The 18766-nt window shown below is 67.4% G+C and carries 16 protein-coding genes; 9 read left to right on the top strand and 7 right to left on the bottom strand.

Annotated features, from left to right (window positions below; translation table 11 throughout):
• Positions 1–192: 192 nt before the first annotated feature.
• Positions 193–2949 (top strand): TonB-dependent receptor, encoded by a 2757-nt coding sequence (locus N5J29_RS11500; RefSeq protein ID WP_065174735.1) that lies wholly within the window; start codon positions 193–195, stop codon positions 2947–2949.
• 248 nt (positions 2950–3197) lie between these two features.
• On the opposite strand, the gene N5J29_RS11505 is transcribed toward N5J29_RS11500, so the two are convergent.
• On the bottom strand, positions 3198–4811 hold the full coding sequence (locus N5J29_RS11505) for an alpha-glucosidase family protein (protein ID WP_164151759.1): 1614 nt from the start codon (positions 4809–4811) through the stop codon (positions 3198–3200).
• 215 nt (positions 4812–5026) lie between these two features.
• Here N5J29_RS11505 and N5J29_RS11510 point away from each other — a divergent pair, with 215 nt between their 5' ends.
• A complete protein-coding gene (locus N5J29_RS11510; protein ID WP_065174563.1) occupies positions 5027–6025 on the top strand; it encodes a polyprenyl synthetase family protein in 999 nt (332 codons plus the stop codon).
• Positions 6026–6062: 37 nt separating this feature from the next.
• Here N5J29_RS11510 and N5J29_RS11515 read toward each other — a convergent pair whose 3' ends face one another.
• Positions 6063–6854: a dienelactone hydrolase family protein gene (locus N5J29_RS11515; protein WP_065174562.1), complete on the bottom strand. Its 792-nt coding sequence runs from the start codon at positions 6852–6854 to the stop codon at positions 6063–6065.
• A gap of 127 nt (positions 6855–6981) precedes the next feature.
• Here N5J29_RS11515 and N5J29_RS11520 point away from each other — a divergent pair, with 127 nt between their 5' ends.
• Complete coding sequence (locus N5J29_RS11520; protein ID WP_164151757.1) at positions 6982–7572, top strand: SMI1/KNR4 family protein; 591 nt, start codon at positions 6982–6984, stop codon at positions 7570–7572.
• Between the two features lie 93 nt (positions 7573–7665).
• On the opposite strand, the gene murD is transcribed toward N5J29_RS11520, so the two are convergent.
• The 3 genes from murD to N5J29_RS11535 all read right to left on the bottom strand — a co-directional run bounded on the left by murD (position 7666) and on the right by N5J29_RS11535 (position 13079).
• Positions 7666–9075, bottom strand: a complete 1410-nt coding sequence (gene murD / locus N5J29_RS11525) for a UDP-N-acetylmuramoyl-L-alanine--D-glutamate ligase (protein WP_164151756.1) — start codon at positions 9073–9075, stop codon at positions 7666–7668.
• A complete protein-coding gene (gene murL, locus N5J29_RS11530; RefSeq protein ID WP_053516667.1) occupies positions 9056–10408 on the bottom strand; it encodes a UDP-N-acetyl-alpha-D-muramoyl-L-alanyl-L-glutamate epimerase in 1353 nt (450 codons plus the stop codon). The genes murD and murL overlap by 20 nt, the downstream gene beginning before the upstream one ends.
• 76 nt (positions 10409–10484) lie before the next feature.
• Positions 10485–13079, bottom strand: a complete 2595-nt coding sequence (locus tag N5J29_RS11535) for a bifunctional aspartate kinase/diaminopimelate decarboxylase (protein ID WP_053516666.1) — start codon at positions 13077–13079, stop codon at positions 10485–10487.
• Positions 13080–13153: 74 nt separating this feature from the next.
• Between N5J29_RS11535 and N5J29_RS11540 the strand changes: the two genes are divergently transcribed.
• Together N5J29_RS11540 and N5J29_RS11545 are read left to right on the top strand one after the other, a co-directional pair.
• The gene (locus N5J29_RS11540) at positions 13154–14026 is read left to right on the top strand and encodes a PhzF family phenazine biosynthesis protein (RefSeq protein ID WP_164151755.1); all 873 of its coding nucleotides are present in this window, start codon (positions 13154–13156) and stop codon (positions 14024–14026) included.
• 123 nt (positions 14027–14149) lie between these two features.
• Positions 14150–15028, top strand: coding sequence for a PhzF family phenazine biosynthesis protein (locus N5J29_RS11545; RefSeq protein WP_164151754.1), 879 nt, complete (start codon positions 14150–14152; stop codon positions 15026–15028).
• Positions 15029–15074: 46 nt separating this feature from the next.
• Here N5J29_RS11545 and N5J29_RS11550 read toward each other — a convergent pair whose 3' ends face one another.
• Positions 15075–15506 carry an OsmC family protein gene (locus tag N5J29_RS11550; RefSeq protein WP_053516662.1) on the bottom strand — a complete coding sequence of 144 codons (432 nt, stop codon included), beginning with the start codon at positions 15504–15506 and terminating at the stop codon, positions 15075–15077.
• A 371-nt stretch (positions 15507–15877) separates the two neighbouring features.
• On the opposite strand from N5J29_RS11550, the gene N5J29_RS11555 reads away from it, so the two are divergent.
• The 4 genes from N5J29_RS11555 (at position 15878) to N5J29_RS11570 (ending at position 18153) form a co-directional block, all read left to right on the top strand.
• Positions 15878–16276, top strand: coding sequence for an HU family DNA-binding protein (locus N5J29_RS11555; protein WP_053516661.1), 399 nt, complete (start codon positions 15878–15880; stop codon positions 16274–16276).
• Positions 16277–16575: 299 nt separating this feature from the next.
• Positions 16576–16884, top strand: coding sequence for a DUF3861 family protein (locus tag N5J29_RS11560; protein WP_053516660.1), 309 nt, complete (start codon positions 16576–16578; stop codon positions 16882–16884).
• Positions 16885–16939: 55 nt separating this feature from the next.
• Positions 16940–17479 (top strand): hypothetical protein, encoded by a 540-nt coding sequence (locus N5J29_RS11565; RefSeq protein WP_053516659.1) that lies wholly within the window; start codon positions 16940–16942, stop codon positions 17477–17479.
• Positions 17480–17556: 77 nt separating this feature from the next.
• Positions 17557–18153 (top strand): DUF1439 domain-containing protein, encoded by a 597-nt coding sequence (locus N5J29_RS11570; protein ID WP_065174554.1) that lies wholly within the window; start codon positions 17557–17559, stop codon positions 18151–18153.
• A gap of 68 nt (positions 18154–18221) precedes the next feature.
• Here the strand turns inward: N5J29_RS11570 and N5J29_RS11575 are convergent, their stop codons facing one another.
• Positions 18222–18764: a type 1 glutamine amidotransferase domain-containing protein gene (locus N5J29_RS11575; RefSeq protein ID WP_164151753.1), complete on the bottom strand. Its 543-nt coding sequence runs from the start codon at positions 18762–18764 to the stop codon at positions 18222–18224.
• Between the last annotated feature and the right edge of the window lie 2 nt (positions 18765–18766).

Consider the following 18766-nt stretch of genomic DNA (forward strand, 5'->3'; position numbering starts at 1 on the left):
CCCGGCGCTACCGTGGCGGGGATCTGAAAGCGATTACAACCCTGCAAACGTCATTGAATACGTATGCAGGGTGATTCCCGCGGAGAACCCGCTGCCTACCATAGCGGCGACGACAGCGGCCACCGCGTCGCACGTTCACGGCGTTGCCGGAACGACCTCGAAATGAACAACAACATTGCCTGGGAGGGGAAAATGTTGAACCACAAGCGCAGCGCGCTGAGCATCGCGCTGGCCGTTGTCCTGGCGCCGTCACTGGCGGCGGCACAGACCACGCAGAGCACCACCACGCCGGCCGGCACCGCCGCCACCAACCTGGATACGGTGCAGGTCACCGGTATCCGCCGCGGCATCGAGAACGCGATCGCGATCAAGCAGGACGCCACCTCGGTGGTGGAAGCGATCTCCGCCGAGGACATCGGCAAGCTGCCCGACGTCAGCATTGCCGAATCCATCTCGCGCCTGCCCGGCCTGGCTGCGCAGCGCGTGGCCGGTCGTGCACAGGTGATCAGCGTGCGCGGCCTGTCACCGGACTTCGCCACCACCCTGCTCAACGGCCGTGAGGTCGTCAGCACCGGCGACAACCGTGGCGTCGAGTTCGACCAGTATCCATCCGAGCTGGTCAACGGCGTGACGGTGTACAAGACGCCCGATGCGGCACTGGTCGGCCAGGGCCTGTCGGGCACCATCGACATGCAGACCGCCCGTCCGCTCAGCTTCCCCGACCGGGTGATCGCCGTCAGCGGGCGCCTGCAGAAGAGCTCGCTCGGCGATGCGGCCAACGTCGATGAGTTCGGCAACCGCTTCAGCGCCAGCTACATCGACCAGTTCTTCGACAAGACCCTGGGCATCGCCATCGGTTACGCGCACAGCGACAACCCGATCCAGGAAAACCAGGTCGGCCTGTACGAGCCGTGGACCACCCAGTACACCACGGACGGAAAACGTCCCGGCGTTGCTGCAGGCACCTATTTCTCCGACGGCATCAAGGCGCTGCGCCGTACCGGCAACAACAAGCGCGATGGCGTGATGGCCACGATCCAGTTCCGGCCCAACAACAGCTGGAGCAGCACCTTCGATGCGTTCCACACCGAAGCCGAGCAGATCGACACCGCCAACCAGTTCGAACTGAACCTCAGCAACTACAACGGCAATTACCTGCCGGGCCTGCTGATCAGCAATCCGCAGATCAACGCCGATGGCACCTTCACCGGCGGTACCGCCAGCGGCGTGTACCCGCTGGTGCGCGGCATGTACAACAAGCGCAAGGACAAGATCGACGCGTTCGGCTGGAACAACGAATTCAACTTCGGCAGCGTCAAGCTGGTCGCCGACCTGAACTACTCCAAGGCCACGCGTGACGAGCTGAACCTGGAGAACAATCTGCAGCTCACGCCCATGCCGCAGCTGGATACGGTCGGCGTGCAGATCCGCCAGAACGGCTTCTCGCAGATCAGCCCGGGGCTGAACTACTCCAATCCCGATGCCCTGTTCCTGACCAACACCATCTATGGGTCCGGCTACGGCAAGGTGCCGAAGGTGGAAGATCGCCTGAAGGGCGGCAAGCTGGCGGCGACCATCGCCCTGCCCGAAGCGATGGCGTCGTGGGCACCGGACCTGGACATCGGCGTGAACTATGCCGATCGCCGCAAGGTCAAGACCCAGTCCGAGGGCAACATCCTGCTCGGTGCCCAGGGCGATGCCAACATCGCGGCGGACCTGCAGTACGACCCGGTGAACCTGGGCTTTGCCGGCCTCGGTACCATCCCGGCCTGGAACGTGCCGGCGGCGGTCGCCCGCTACATGACCTTCGATCCGGTCGACAACCTGGACTACCTGATTCCCAAGTCGTGGACGGTGCAGGAGAAGATCACCACCGCCTGGGCGCGCCTGAACATCAACACCGACATCGGCGTGGTGGGCGTGCGTGGCAACATCGGCGTGCAGATGCAGCGCACCGATCAGAGTTCGGACTCCCGCTACTGGGACGCGTCGCAGCCCGCCGGCAGCAACGTGCAGCCCTACTCCGACGGACGCAAGTACAACGACTGGCTGCCGAGCCTGAATCTGGCCTTCATGTTCCCGCACGAACAGACCCTGCGCTTCGCGGCAGCCAAGCAGGTCGCGCGCCCACGCGTGGACCAGATGCGCGCCGGCCTGGAGTTCGGCGTGGATACCTCCACCGGTCGCCCCGGCGGCAGCGGCGGCAATCCGCGGCTGGACCCGTGGCGCGCCACCGCGCTGGATCTGTCCTATGAGAAGTACTTCGGCGAGAAGGCCTACGTCGCTGCGGCGATCTTCTACAAGGACCTGAAGAGCTACGTCTACACGCAGTCGGTGGACAACTACGACTTCAGCGGGCTGCTCGGCAACTACGTGCCGCCGCCGGGCATGGTGGTGCCCGTGCTGCCGACCGGCACCTTCTCCACGCCGGTGAACGGTGAGGGCGGTACCCTGCGCGGCCTCGAGCTGACCGGTTCGTTCCCGCTGGAGATGCTCACCGACAGCCTGCGCGGCTTCGGCGTGCAGGCCAGTGCCACGTTCAACGACAGCGACATCAAGATCCTCGACCCGGAAAGCGCCTCCAGCGTGGGTACCGATCCAATCAGCCTCCCGGGCCTGTCCAAGCGTGTGTACAACTTCACCGCGTACTTCGAGCGCAATGGTTTCGAGGCCCGCGTGAGCCAGCGCCGTCGTTCGGACTTCATCGGTGAGATCGGCAACTTCAACGGCAACCGCACCCTGCGTTATGTGGTGGGCGAGAACGTGACCGATGCGCAGATCAGCTACACCTTCAGCGACAGCAGCGCCCTGCGCGGGCTGACCCTGCTGCTGCAGGGAAGCAACCTGACCAACGAGCCTTACCGCACCTACGCCGGCACCAAGGATCGCCCGCTGGAATACATCGAGTGGGGCCGCACCTACGTGCTGGGTGTGAACTACAAGTTCTGACCCTCACCGGGCAATGCCGGCCCCAGGCCGGCAACCGCCCATCGAATGCCGGACGCTGCCCGGCAACCGCTCCATCGGTAGCGCCGGGCCATGCCCGGCGGCGAGGACCGCAGGCATGACCGGAAACCCGCTGCGCCTAAGCAGCGGGTTTTCTTTTGGGCGCGACCCGCCAGCCACGGCACCGCCCATAAAAAAGGGACGGGGCGCTTCGGCCCCGTCCCCGCAAGTACCGCCACCGGAGAAATCGATCAGCTGCGTCGTGCGCAGAACACCGCACGCGGCGGCAGCTGGAGTTCGCCACCCTGCACCGTACCCGCATCCGGGCCCGGCACATCCATCTGCTGCCAACGCCCGGCCGGCAGCGGATGGGTCACCGCCTCGCCCGACAGGTTGAAGGCCAGCAGGAGGGTTTCATCTGCAAGCATACGCTCGAACAGCAGCACTGGCTCACTGCTGTCAAGGAACCGGATGCTGCCATGCTGCAGGACGGGCTGATGGCGACGCCAGCCCAGGAATGCCCGGAAGGCCGCCAGCACCGACTGCGGGTCAGCGTCCTGCACCGCGACGGCCGCTGCCCGGTGCCCGGCCGGAATCGGCAACCACGGCTGGCCGGTAGTGAAGCCGGCCAGTGGCGCATCCGTCCACGGCATCGGAGTGCGGCAGCCATCGCGGCCCTTGAAGTTCGGCCAGAAGGTGATGCCGTAGGGATCCTGCAGCGCCTCGAACGGCACCTCGGCCTCGGCCAGGCCCAGTTCCTCGCCCTGGTACAGGCAGACCGAGCCGCGCAGGCAACTCAGCAGCGCCACCAGCATGCGCGCCAGGCGCGGATCAGCCGGATGGCCGCCCCAGCGGGTGACCGCGCGCTCCACATCGTGGTTGGACACCGCCCAGCACGGCCAGCCTTCAGTCATCGCAGCTTCCAGGCGGGATACGGTCCCGCGGATGTAGGCCGCGCTGTAATCGTCCACCAGCAGTTCGAAGCTGTAACCCATGTGCAGGCGGCCATCGCGGGTGTACTCGGCGGTGGTGGCCAGCGAATCCTCCGAGGAGATCTCGCCCAGGCTGACCGCACCGGGGTACTGGTCGAGCAGCGCGCGCAGCCGCTCCAGGAACGGCAGGTTCTCCGGCTGCGTGTTGTTGAAGTAGTGGTACTGGTATGCGTACGGGTTGTCCGGGCTGAAGCCGCGGCCAACGCGCTTGTCAGCGGGCTTGGCCGGGTTGTCGCGCAGCTGCGCGTCATGGAAGCAGAAGTTGATCGCATCCAGGCGGAAGCCATCCACGCCACGGTCCAGCCAGAACCGCACGTTGTCCAGCGTGGCCTGCTGCACCTGAGGGTTGTGGAAGTTCAGGTCCGGCTGGTCGACCAGGAAATTGTGCAGATAGTACTGTTCGCGGCGCGGTTCCCACTGCCAGGCGCAGCCGCCGAACAGCGACAGCCAGTTGTTGGGCGGCGTGCCGTCCTCACGCGGGTCGGCCCAGACGTACCAGTCGGCCTTCGGATTGCTGCGATCCTGGCGGCTCTCGCGGAACCACGCGTGCTCAATCGACGTATGGCTGAGGACCTGGTCGATCATCACCTTCAGCCCCAGGCCGTGGGCGTTGGCCAGCAGGCGGTCGAAGTCCTCCAGGCTGCCGAACAGCGGGTCGACGTCGCGGTAATCGGCGATGTCATAGCCGAAGTCGGCCATCGGCGACTTGAAGAACGGCGAGATCCAGATGGCATCCACACCCAGCGTGGCGATGTGGTCCAGGCGCTGGATGATCCCTGGCAGGTCACCGACCCCGTCGCCGTTGGCGTCAAGGAAACTGCGCGGATAGATCTGGTAGATGACGGCTCCGCGCCACCATGGATAGTGCGACATCGACAGCCCCCCTCCGGGCATGCGGGACCCGCCGGAAGCGGGCCGAAAACCAAGTCCCGCAAGCTTAGCGGTGCCTCCCCGGGGATGGCGCCACCTGCATACGTATTCACGCCAGGCAGTCACGGACGGCCGGGGCGATCAGGCCGGCAGGCCGGTTTGCGCCCGAATTCACGGGCAGCGCCTATAATCATCGACGAGCCTGAAAGCCTGATCGCATGACCATCACCGAAGACACCCGCCCCGCCCTGGGCCTGCCCCAGATCCAGTCGCTTGCTGCGGCCGACATGGCCGCCGTCGACGCCCTGATCCGGCGCCGGCTGTCCTCGGACGTCGTGCTGATCAACCAGATCGCGGACCACATCATTTCCGCCGGCGGCAAGCGCCTGCGGCCGATGCTGGTGATGCTGGCCGGTCATGCGGTCGGCCATGCCGGCCCCGAGCACCACCAGCTGGCGGCGATCATCGAGTTCATCCACACCTCAACCCTGCTGCACGATGACGTAGTGGACGAATCCAGCCTGCGGCGCGGCCGCAGCACCGCCAATGCCCTGTGGGGCAACGCACCGAGCGTGCTGGTTGGCGACTTCCTGTACTCGCGCAGTTTCCAGCTGATGGTCGAGCTGGACCGCATGCCGGTGATGCGGATCCTGGCCGACACCACCAATCGCATCGCCGAAGGCGAAGTGCTGCAGCTGCTGCACGTGCATAACCCGGATACCGACGAAGCGGCCTACCTGCGCGTGATCGAGCGCAAGACCGCCGTGCTGTTCGCTGCCGGCACCCGCCTGGGCGCGCTGGCCAGCGGCGTGGACGAAGCCACCCAGCAGGCGCTGTACGACTACGGCATGCATCTGGGCTACGCCTTCCAGATCGCCGATGACGTGCTGGATTACTCGGCCAACGCCGAGGAGCTGGGCAAGAATCTGGGCGACGACCTCGCCGAAGGCAAGGCAACGCTGCCGCTGATCCATGCCATGGCCCACTCCGACGACGCCACCCGCGAGCGCCTGCGCACCATCGTGCAGGAAGGCGATGCGTCGGCAATGCCGGAAGTGCTGGCCGCGATCCACGCCACCGGCGGCCTGGACTACAGTCGTCGCCGGGCCGAGGAATACGCAGAGCGCGCCGAGCGTGCGCTCGACGGGCTGGGCGACAATGATGCCGTCGCCGCTCTGCGTGGACTGGCCCGCTACGCGGTGCAGCGCACGCATTGACCGCGCTCGCCGGGCATGGCCCGGCGAACCCGGTGCCTCAGCGCTTCTCGAAGCGCTCCTCGAAGAATTCATCCAGTGCCTTCCACGCGCGCTTCGCCGCCCGTTCGTTGTACTGGCACCCTGGCGGATTGTTGGCATCACGCTCGGCAAAGCAATGCACGGCACCGCTGTAGTTGGTGAATTCCCAGTCGACCTTGGCGGCATTCATCTCGTTCTGGAAGCTGGCGATGTCGGCCGCGGTCACGCTCCTGTCATCGGCACCATTGAGTACCAGCACCGAGGGATGCGCTCCACCGGCCTGCGCCGGCAGCGGCGAGCCCAGCCCACCATGCAGGCTGACCACGCCGGCCAGCGGCGCGCCCGCGCGGGCCAGCTCCAGAACGGTGGTACCGCCGAAGCAGAAGCCGACCGCACCGATGCGGCTGGCATCCAGCGGCACCTTGCCGGCCTGTGCCTTGAGCACATTCACCGCCTCCAGCGCACGCGCCCGCAGCAGCGGCCGGTCGTTGCGCAACGCGGTGGCGACCGGCCCTGCCTCGGCATCGGTCTTCGGCCGCACACCCTTGCCATAGACATCGGCCACCAGCACCACGTAATCATCGCCGGCCAGCTGCTTGGCCTTCTCGACCGCCGATTCGTTCACACCCTTCCAGTTCGGCACCATCACCAGTCCGGGGCGCTTGTCACTGTCCCCGTCGTCATAGACCAGCACCCCGCTGAAGGTCGTGCCCTGGTGCGTCCACTCCACCGGCTGGGTCTTCATCGCCGCCCACGCCGGCAGCGCCGCCAGACCCAGGACCATCGCCACACCCCAACGCCATGCATTCATGCGCCTGCTCCAGAGAAAAGAAAACAGAGGGGTCGCCTGATGTCCCCCTCCCGTCCGCATTCTGCATTGGCGGCGTGACGCAGGTGTGGTTGGATACGCCCTGATTCCGCCCAGCCCCTGTTTGCGAATGAACCTTGTCGATCAATTCCTGTCCGGCCTGATGCCGCGCCTGCCCGCCGACGATGCTGCGCAATGGGCGCATGTCCAGGGCGCCAGCGCCGGAGACCTGCAACGCCTGCGTGCGCAGTGGCCGCAGGTACCTGACAGTCTGGTTGCGCTGCTGTCGCGCGTGGATGGCACGCATTTCCGCCGGTATCCCGAGGGCGAGGTCTGCGTGCTGATGCTCGGCTCGGACGTGGAAGGCGGCGGATACCCCTACTACCTGCGCTCGGTCGCACAGATCTTCGATGATCAGCGGCACTGGGACGACAGCATCCGCTCGATCTACGAAGAATGGCTGGACGACGAACCGGAGATTCTCGGCGACGGCATCGATGCCGACGTACCGATGAGCCGCCGCCTGTGGTTCTCGCACTGCATGAACAACGGCGGCACCTCGATGCTGTACCTGGATTTCGACCCGGCACCGGGTGGCTCCGTCGGCCAGGTGGTGCGCTACCTGCATGATCCGGACAGCTATGCGGTCATCGCGCCCGGCTTCGATGCGTATCTGCAGCAGTTGATTGACGGCGACTACGCGTTCATCGAGGAAGCGTAGATCCACGCCTGCGTGGAAGAATTTGCCGGTGGGTTGCCGGCCGGGATCCCGCCGGGGTCAGAACCCTTTCCTGCGGAAAGGGATCCGCCCCCCTCAGGCGATGCCCAGGCCCGGAATCGCGCTGATGCTGTCCGGATCGAATCCGGCCAGCTCGGCGAAGTGACGTCCGCGCGCAACGTAATCGCGGTAGGCCCCAAAACTTGGTGCGCCCGGCGACAACAGCACCACCCCGCCCTGCTGGCCCAGCGCAGCGCGTGCCAGCGCCATGGCCTCCGGCAGGTCGACGGCCGCATGCAGCCCGAATCGACCTGCATCGGCCAGCGGCTGCAGCATCGCGTGGATGCGCGGGCCGTTGCTGCCCATGGTCACGATCTCCACCGGCGGCACATCGTGCGCCATGTGCTGCATGAAATCGGTCCAGTCCAGGCCGCGGTCATGCCCGCCCACCAGCAGCGCGATGCGCTGGCCGCTGAAGCACTCCAGCGCCGCCAGACTGGCGTGCGGCGTGGTGCTGATCGAATCGTTCATGTAGGTCAGCCCATCGGCCACGCCGATGCGCTGCAGCCGGTTGGGCAGCGGACGGAAATCCTGCACGGCCGGCGCCAGCGCCGCCGCGTCCAGGCCCAGCGCTTCCAGCGCGGCCAGCACCGCACACAGGTTGCCGCGGTTGTGGCGGCCCGGCAGCGGCGTATTGCGTGTATCGAACACCGCCTGTTCGCCACGATGCACGATGTCGCCACGCATGTGCCAACCCAGCGGCTGGTTGAACCAGACCACCTGGCTGTGCGGCAGCGTCAGTTCCGCCAGATGCGGATCGGCGGCATTGAGCACGGCGATGCACGGAGCGGCATCGGTGACCAGCTGCAGCTTGTCCTCGATATAGCGCTGTTCGCTGCCATGCCAGTCCAGATGTTCGGGGAACAGATTCAACACCACCGCCACCTGCGGTCGCGCGCCACTGCGCGCCACTTCGCCGGTCTGGTAGCTGGACAGTTCCACCGCCCAATACTCAGGCGCCGGCTGCGGGTCCAGCACTTCCAGCAGCGGCAGGCCGATGTTGCCGACCAGGCCGGTGCGATGACCGGCCGCACGCAGCAGGTGCGCGACCAGCGCGCTGGTGGTGCTTTTGCCCTTGGTACCCGTCACGCACACGGTGTCATGGACGATGCCGTCGTCAGCGGCATGCTCGGCGAACCAGAGCGCGGTGCCCCCGATGAAACGCGTGCCCCGTGCCGCCGCGGCCACCGCGATCGGCTGGTAGGGACTGATGCCGGGTGACTTGATCACCACGTCGAACGCGGCCAGCGCCTCGGCCGAAGGCTCGCCACGCACCTCCAGTGACCCCTGCGTTTCCGCGCGCGCCGCATCGGCTTCGGCGGCCGGACAGAACAGGCTCAGCGGCAACGTCGGCAGGCGTGCACGCAGCACCGCGAATGCGGCACGGCCCTCACGCCCCCAGCCCCACAGCGCGACGCGCTTTCCTTCAAGCTGAGAAATCTTCACGCACCCGTTCCCACAGCGCAGCCGGAATGCGGTGCTCGCCCTGCAGCTGCAGCATCGGCGCCAGCTCCAGTTCGGCCGCGTCGAGCTGCGGCTGGATCTCGTTGCAGAAGCGCTTCACCAGCGCATCTTCCTTCCACTCCGGTCGCTGCGCCAGGGTCGCCATTGCTGCACGCGATTCACGACCTTCGCCCACGCACTCGAACGGCTTGTGATCCTGGAACTCCAGCAGCGCGTCGAAGCCACCGGCCTGCTCGACATCATCCAGCAGATTGCGACCGAAGATGCGCACGAGGCGGGTCTTGGGCATGAACGGCGCCAGCGCCAGAAACACGAAATGGCACTTCGGGCAGACGCCGCACCAGCGGTTCACGGGGCGCTCGCCGAGGATATGGAAGTTGCGGTTGCAGCTGGAGAAATGCGCGTCGTAGAAGTCGCTCTTGGCAAACTGGCGGGCCACCGCCAGTTCCGACATCGGTCGCAGCAGCGAGTAGTACTGCAGGTCTGCGGCCACGTGCGCCTGCACATGGCTGCCGAAGGCCTGCTCGAACGCCCAGCCCTTGGACCACTGGTGGTTCACCTCGCCGGTGCCCGGAATCTGGCTGCCGTAGCTGGCCGAGCGTTCGTTGGAGAACACCACCTGGTCCACGCCCTGCAGCAGGGCTGCCAGCACCATGATCGCCGAGTTCACCGCGGTCACCGGGATATGGCCGTTCCACGCCCCTTGGCGGTTGAGCTCGAACAGCTCCGGCGCCAGCGCGCGGCCCAGGTTCAGCGTCGGCAGGCCGGTGCGTTCGGCGCAGGCACGGATCAGCTGCGAACCGCCGATCCAGGTGACCGTCTCGTCCACACCCGCCCGTCGCAGCGCTTCGATGCTGACCAGCGAATCCTTGCCGCCACCGATGGCGACCAGCGCATGCGGCTGCAGGCCCACCTCCGGTGCCTGCACCGGCTCGCCCTGCACCGGCAGGCGGAAGCGGCCACGCAGGTTGAGGCCGTTGCGGTAGGCGAACTCGCCCAGGCCGTTGAGGTAGATCGCTTCCACCAGCGCCGCGGTATCGGCATCGATGGCGTAGCTGTCGATGCTGACGATCTCCGGCACGCCGGCCTTGTAGTAGCTGACGCCGGCGATCAGGTGCAGCAGCTGCAGCGCTCGCTGCACGGCAGCGGCGCGCGCCGGGTCGAGGACGAACGGGGCGCCGGGAACGGTGATGGTTTCCACCATCTCGGGGCCATCATCGAAGGCGTAGACCAGCCGTGCCACGCCGCTGTCCGCGGCAAATTCGCAGCGGACGAAGCGGAAACGGGAGACCTGGTGTTTGTCGAAAGCAGTCATGGTGTATCCGGTCAGGCACGGACCCGCGCGGTTGCGCGGGGCGTGTCGGTGGGCGGGTGCAGCGCGCGCAGGGCGATCACTCGATCACATCCTCGCGCGGCAGCGCCCGCTGGTTGTAGGTGTTGGACATCACGTAGCCATAGGCGCCAGCGTCAGCAATCAGCATCACGTCGTCCGGCGCGGTGGACACCGGCAGCTTGCGCCGCTTGCCGAACACATCGCTGGACTCGCAGATCGGGCCGACGACATCGAATGCCGCCTCGGCGTACCCGCCCTGGCGGCTGAGGTTCTCGATGTCGTGCCAGGCGTCGTACAGGGCCGGACGCATCAGCGTATTCATGCCGGCATCCAGGCCGACGCGGCGCACGCCGTCCTTCTCCACCACCTGGGTGGCATGGGTCAGCAGCACGCCGGACTCGGCCACCAGGTAGCGCCCCGGCTCGATGGCCAGGCGGAATGCGGGGTGCAGCGCCTTGACCTCGGCCAGGCCGGCAGCCCACGCGTCCAGATCGAAGGGCTCGTCCTCGTCGCTGTACGGAATCGGCAGGCCACCGCCGATGTCGATCGTCTGCACGCTGCCGATGCGGCGGGCGAAGCCTGCCAGCTCATCGCACATCAGGCGCCAATGCTGCGGGGTTTCCACGCCGCTGCCCAGGTGGGCGTGCAGGCCGACCACCCGGCTGCCCAGTTCGGTGGCGGCACGGACGAACTCATCGACGCGGGCGATCGGCAGGCCGAACTTGGACTCCTTGCCGCCGGTGCGGACCTTGGCGTGGTGACCTTCGCCGCGCCCCAGGTCCACGCGCAACCACAGCTCGCGGTTGCGGAACAGGTCCGGCCAGCGCTGCAGGGCTTCGACGTTGTCGACGGTGACGGTCACGCCCAGTGCGAACGCGGCCTCGTACTCACTGCGCGGGCAGAAGCTGGGGGTGAACAGCACACGCCTGGGCGAAAGTTCCGGCAGGTGCTGGAACACATGCTTCAGCTCGCCATGCGAAACGCACTCCAGGCCGAAACCCTCCGACTCCAGCAACTGCAGGATGGCCGGGTGGCTGTTGGCCTTGATCGCGTAGTAACGCTGGTCGATCGGCTTGATCGCAGCCAGCGCGCGGGCACGCGCCCGCACGGTCGGCAGGTGATAGACGTAGCGCGGGGTGCCCGCGTCGGCCAGCTGCAGCAGGTGTGCCCGCTGGCCGCGCCACCAGGGCGTGCCGCGCGGGCGAACCGTGCCGGCGATCTCGCGCCAGCGCGGGCCGAACACCTCGGTTTCCTCCACCGGCATGGCGCCGCTGTCGATCAGTTCCGCATGCAGGATCGGCAGCAGGCCATCGGCATCGGCCTCATCGATGACGAAGGTCAGGTTCAGGTCGTTGGACGACTGCGAGATCATGTGCACGCGCTCACGGCCGAACGTGGCCCACACATCCGACAGCTTGTGCAGCAGCGAGCGCATGCCCAGCCCGACCAGGGTGATCGCCGCACAGGGCACAATCACCTTGACCTTGCACACCTGCGACAGGTCGGCCGACAGCGCGGCCAGCACATCGGTGTTGACCAGGTTCTCCGACGGATCCAGCGACACGGTGACATTGGTTTCGGCCGAACCGATCAGGTCCACCGACAGGCCGTGCTTCTTGAACAGGGCGAACACATCGGCCAGGAAGCCGACCTGCTGCCACATGCCGATGCCTTCCATCGACACCAGCACGATGCCGTTGCGACGACTGATTGCCTTCACGCCCGGTACCGGCGCGGCATTGCCGTCGATGCTGGTACCTGGAAGCTCGGGGCGCTCGGTGTCGAGGATCGCCATCGGTACACCGGCATCGCGGCACGGCTTGATCGAGCGCGGATGCAGCACCTTGGCACCCGTGGTGGCGATTTCCTGCGCTTCGTAGTAATCCAGGCGGGTCAGCAGGCGCGCGTCCGGCACATCCTTGGGATTGGCGCTGAACATGCCCGGCACGTCGGTCCAGATTTCCACCCGGCTGGCACCGAGCAGCGCACCGAAGTACGCCGCCGAGGTGTCCGAACCGCCACGGCCGAGGATGGCAGTGCCACCGTCCGCGTGCCGCGAAATGAAGCCCTGGGTGATCAGAAGGCGGGTCGGCTGCGCACGGAAGCGCTGCGCCCAGTCCGCATCCGAGCGCCACTGGCAGTTCACCGACAGGCGTTGCGACCAGTCGCTCTGGTTCGGCTGCGGCGGCAGTGCATCCAGCCAGTGCCGGGCATCCATCCAGCCCATGTCCAGCCCGGACGCGCGCAGGTATGCAGCGCCCACGGTCGAGGACAGCAGTTCACCCTGGCCCAGCACGTCGGCCTGCCAGTCCAGCGGCCGGGTGGCCGCGCGCGGATCGTCCAGCAGGCCCTGCAGGGCGGCCAGACGCTCGGCCAGCACTTCGCGGCCGAGGCCCAGCTCGACCAGGAATGCCTCGTGGCGTTCGACCAGCGCGGCGACGCGATCACGGCTGTCCGCCGCACCGTCGGCGATCGCGGTCAGCTCATTGGTCACCCCGGACAGCGCCGAAACCACCACCAGCACGCGCGAGCCGGTCTCTTCCGCGCGTTTTTTCGCCAGCTTCCCGATCGTGTCCCAGCGATGGCGACGCGACACCGAGGTGCCGCCGAACTTCAGTACGATCCAACGATCGACAAGGGGGGAAGCTGACATGGATTGGCTATGTGTATTGTGGGGAAGCCGCCCCTGGGGGCGGAACCTTCGATTCTAAGCCCAATATCCCCGCCATGACCGCCTATCGTTACCTGCAGCTCGATGTCTTTGCTCCCCGTCCCGGCACGGGCAACCCACTGGGTGTCGTATTTGACGCGGACGGGCTTTCCAGCGACCGCATGCAGGCGCTGGCCGCCTGGCTGAACCTGTCCGAGACAGTGTTCTTCGTCCGCCCCACCGCGGCCGGTGCCGACTACCACGTACGCATTTTCACCCCGGGCAGCGAGCTGCCGTTCGCCGGCCACCCCAGTGTCGGTGCCGCCTGGGCAGCGGTGACCAGCGGCCTGGCCGTGCCGCGCGACGGTGCCCTGGTACAGCAGTGCGCCGCCGGGCTGTTGCCGGTGCGCGTGTCCGGCCCGGCTGCCGCACCGACGATCCAGCTCGCCAGCCCCGCAGCACGGCACCTGGATACCGCTCCCGGGGCGGTGCCGGAAGCGCTGTTGGCCCAGGCCGCCGAGGGCCATGTGGCCGAGTTGTGGGACAACGGTCCACGATGGTGGCTGCTGCCCCTGCGTGATGCCGCCAGCGTGCGCTCCCTGGCGCCGGACATGGCCGCCGTGCGCGACTGGACCAATGCCACCGGCGCCACCGGCGTGGCCGTGTTCGCACCGGAACAGGCTGCTGCGCACGCGCTCGTGGTGCGCGCTTTCTGCCCCGGCGATGCCGTGAACGTTCCCGAGGATCCAGTGACCGGCAGCGCCAATGCGCTGATTGGCGCCTGGCTGCGGCAACGCAGCACGCTGCCGGGCACGGACGCCGGCTACGTGGCCAGCCAGGGCCGCGAAGTGGGCCGCGATGGTGAGGTCCAGGTCCAGGTCGATGCGCAGGGCACGGTGTGGATCGGCGGCCAGGTGCAGCCGGTGATCGATGGGCAGATTCACTGGTAGCCCCCGCGCTACCCTATGCCGCCTTCCCGGTAGCGCCGGGCCATGCCCGGCGACTCGCCGCGCTGCGCGCTCGCGGAGCATGGCCCCGCGCCACCGTCCCATCGTTTCCTGGAGTTGTCACTGATGTCCGCACGCCGTTTCCTGCAACTGGATGTGTTCTCCCCGCGCGCCGGTGCCGGCAATCCGCTGGCCGTGGTGCTGGATGCCGACGGACTCGACGACGACACCATGCAGGCCATCGCCCGCTGGACGCGGTTGCCCGAGACAACCTTCGTGTTCCCGCCGCAGACGGCGGGAACCAGCTACCGCCTGCGCATGTTCAGTCCGCAGAAGGAAGTCCCGTTTGCCGGCCACCCCAGCGTAGGCACCGCGCATGCCGTGCTGCAGGCGGGCCTGGCGGAGGCGGTGGATGGCCTGCTGGTGCAGGACGGGATTGCCGGCGCGCTGCCGCTGCGGGTCAGCGGCGAAGGCGCGCAACAGCGCATTGCCATCCGCACCCCGCGCGCGCAGCTGGCCGAAACCGCGCGGGCGGACGATCCGCGCCTGCAGGCGGCCCTGAAGGGCTGGCCACTGGGTCGGTTGCCGCCAGCACGCATGCAGGGCGGGCGCAGCTGGTGGGTGGTCCAGGTTGCCGATGAATCGGCCCTGCGCGCGCTGCGCCCGGACTGGGACGCGGTGGCCGCGCTGGCCGAATCCACCGACAGCATGGGCGTGTTCGCCTATGCATTCGCCGACGGCAACGAAGGCTTCGATCTGGCCGTGCGCGCGTTCGTCGGCAACGGGCGCCGCTTCGAGGATGCCGCCTCCGGCGCCGCCAACGCCGTGCTGGCGGCATGGCTGGACCTGCGCGGCGCTCTGCCGCGGGGCCGCGAGGCATTCGACGTCAGCCAGGGCCGGGAGGTCGGGCATGACGCACGCCTGACCCTGCGCGTGGACGAGGCCGGCGAGGTGTGGTCCGGCGGTCAGGTGCAGACCGTGATCGCCGGCACCCTTGATTGGTGACTGGTGATTGGTGTGGGACGCCGGGCATGGCCCGGCGCTACCGACCTCAGCCCAGCTCGGCCTCCAGGCTGATGGGCACCGCGCTCAGTGCCTTGGACACCGGGCAGTTCTGCTTGGCATCGTCGGCGATGGCACGGAACTGCGTCGCATCGATCCCGGGCACCACGGCCTTCACTTTCAGCCGGATCTGCGAAAGCTGTGGGCCGCCTTCCATCGACAGATCCACCTTCGCCTCGGTATCTAGCGACGTCGGAGTGAAACCGGCCTCGCCGAGCTTGGCCGACAGCGCCATGGTGAAGCAGCCGGCGTGCGCGGCGGCGATCAGCTCTTCCGGATTGGTGCCCTTCTCCTCGCCGAAACGGCTGTTGAACCCATAGCGGGTCTTGTCCAGCAGGCCACTCTGCGGCGTGCTCAACTGTCCCTTGCCGGACTTCAGATCGCCTTCCCAGTGCGCGGTGGCGTGTCGCGAGATTCCCATTTGCTGCTCCTGTGTGGCGGTGATGAACGGTCACCCTCGCATGGCGCACGTTATGCCTGCGTCGCTCTGCCGCATTGCAGCGTGCCCGGCACGCGTGCTCCGGTTGCTTCGCGCCAGCTCCGCGCCATGCCGTTTTTCCCTTGTTTTCAGCGGTTTCGCACTTCCACCCGGCGAAAGGGCCGGCGCTTTCCTGCCCCTCCGGGTGCCCCTGCCCCCTACCGCCGGCCATGTACTGAATCGGCCTGGATATGAAAAAACATGCACTTTCCGCGCTCCGGGCTATTGGCGGCGCCCGAGAGTTGCCCTACATTGCGCTTGCCGACGGGGTTCGGCGCCGACCAAACAACCAACCGTTCACGGAACAGGAAACCATGGCAAAGACCGCTAAGAAGGCTGCCCCGAAGAAGGCAGTGAAGAAAGTCGCGACGAAGGCTGCCGCCAAGCCGGCCGCTCCGAAGCCGATCAAGGAAGTGCTGACCAAGTCCGGCCTGGTTGCACACATCGCTGAAGCCTCCGGCGTTGTCGCCAAGGACGTGCGCGCTGTGCTGGCCTCGCTGGAAGGCGCTGTCGCCTCTTCGGTGCACAAGAAGGGCGCTGGCTCCTTCACCCTGCCGGGCCTGCTGAAGATCACCACCGTCAATGTGCCGGCCAAGCCGAAGCGCAAGGGCATCAACCCGTTCACCAAGGAAGAGCAGTGGTTCGCCGCCAAGCCGGCCACCACCAAGCTGAAGGTTCGTCCGCTCAAGAAGCTGAAGGACGCCGCGCTGTAAGCGCGCGCCATTCGGCGGATGCATGACGGGACGGCCCAGGCCGTCCCGTTTTTTTTGGGCGCCCCCGGCGGTTCCGCGCAGGCAGCGACCATCTTCCGGGCACGGCGCCGGGCATCGCAACACAGCGTTGCCCCAGCAGCGCAATCGGCCTCCCAGGCCCGCCACCAAAGGCTGCGGCCACGCTTCCCCCGCACTTCGTCCAACCGGGTGGAACACTGCGTGCAGCGCCGGCCGTCGCCGCCGGCGGCGGCCTTGCCTATGGTGGGCACATTCCCCCACAGCAACGGCGAGCACCTCTCATGGCCAGCCCCTCCACCCGCTACCGGATCTCGGTGACTCCGATCGAAAAGGACGGGTTGCAGTGCACCGGGCGCTGCACCATCGAACTGGAACATCGCGCCAGTCGCGACCTGATGCGACTGCTCGAAGCGGCACCGCGCACCGCAGGGCTCAGTGGCGACGAGCGCGCCACGCTGGTGGTCGCCACCCAGTTGCTGCGCGACATCGTGCAGCGTCATGCCGACACCGACGGTCATGCACTGGCCGCACTCGCCGCCCAGGTCCTGCCGGCGCTGGATGCGCTGGATCAGCTGCCCTCCTCCCGCTGAAGGCCCCGTAGTCGATACACTGCCGTCCTCCAGGTCGCCTCGGGGAGGAGGCACCATGCGCAGGACCCTGCTGTTGCTGATGCCACTGGTGGCGCTGGGCTGTTCCCGGCCGCCCCCCGCAGTGGATATCACCGCCCCGGTCGCCACCAGACCGGATGATGCACGCCGGCAACCGACGGCTGCGGACGATGAGGCTGCACCGCTGCGGCCACCCACCGTCCTCCCGTTGCTGGCTGCAGTGGCCGACGACGCGGAGCCGCCCGGGGACATGCTCAGCCGCTACATGACCGACCTGCTCAATCGCGACCGCGCCGCGAGCGACGCTGCCTGGACCTTCCCCCCCGCCGATCCGCGGCGGGCGGATGACGCCGCGCTGCGCCAGCTGGACAACGTGCGCGCCCTGCGCCTGCGCAGCCAGACGCCGGTCGCCGTCGACGGCAAGCATCCGCCGCAGCTGCTGGAAGTTCCGGTCCAGGTCCGCGCCGTGACCGCCGACGGCACCTTCCGCTTTGGTGGCTGGTATCGCGTGCAGCCCAACGCCGACGGCAGTGCCTGGCAGATCCAGTCGGCGCAGCTGCGGCCCTCTTTGGACTGAACCGCTGCAACGGCATGCACGCTCGATTCAGCCTGCAAAGCTACTCTGTAGCCACCCCGCCCTTTCCGGTCACCGCCATGCGCCTGCGTCCCCTGATGACCCGCCTCGCCGCCGCCACCGTCCTGATCGCCGCTGCGATCGGCGCGCAGGCCGCACCTTCGATTTCCGGCCGCGAACTCTCGGTTGGCGCCAGCGACGTGCAGCAGTACCTGGACGGCAGTTTCCCGCGTACCCAGGATGCACTTGGCGGCCTGATCGCGCTGACGATGAGCCATCCGCAACTGAGCCTTCCCGCAGGCGAACGCCTGAACCTGGGCATGGACGTGGCGCTTGCGACCGCCGGCGGCAGTCCGGCCAAGCTCGGTACGGTCAAGCTCAGCAGCGGCCTGCGTTATGACGCCCAGACCCAGGGCTTCCACCTGCAGCAGCCGAGCGTGGACGATTTCACCCCGGCCAATCAGGGCGGCCGCCTCGATTCACGTACCCGTGGGCTGCTCAATGCCTGGCTGAGCGACTATGCGCAGCGTGAACCGATCTACAAGCTTGATCCGGCCGTGGCCGGCATGCTCGGTGCGCTGCAGGTGCAATCGGCACAGGTGAAGAACGGCAAGCTGGTCGTCACCTTCAACCAGAACCTCGGCAACCTGGTACCTGCGGGCCTGCTCGGCAACTGAGCCGAGCTGCAACACGGTGCCCGGCGGCGTCCAGCGGCCGGGCACGCCACGATGTCAGCTTCGAATCGTCAGGCGGCCAGCGCGCGGACGACGGCCTCGCTGAAGGCGGGAATGTCGTCGGGCTTGCGGCTGGTGATCAGATTGCCGTCCACCACCACCTCGGCATCCTGCCAGCGCGCACCGGCGTTGAGCAGATCCTGCTTCAGTGACGGCCACGAGGTGACCTCGCGGCCGTTGGCCAGATCACTGTTGATCAACAGCCAGGGGCCGTGGCAGATCGCCGCGACCGGCTTGCCGGCCGCCGCCACGTCGCGGATGAAGTCCACGGCGGCCTGATCCGTGCGAAGCGTGTCCGGATTGATCACGCCACCGGGCAACACCAGCGCATCGAACCCTGCCGCGTCGGCTTCGCTCAGGGGGATGTCCACCGCCACCGCCTCGCCCCAGTCCTTCTCTTTCCAGCCTTTGATGGTGGCTTCCTTCGCCGGCGATATCACGCTGACCCGGGCGCCTTCCGCTTCAAGCAGGCGCTTGGGTTCAATCAGTTCGGACTGCTCGAAGCCGTGGGTGGCCAGGATGGCGATCTGCCTGCCTTTGAGGCGCTGGGCCATGA

The sequence above is a fragment of the Stenotrophomonas sp. GD03680 genome (assembly GCF_029844625.1).
GTDB classification, from domain to species: domain Bacteria; phylum Pseudomonadota; class Gammaproteobacteria; order Xanthomonadales; family Xanthomonadaceae; genus Stenotrophomonas; species Stenotrophomonas maltophilia_P.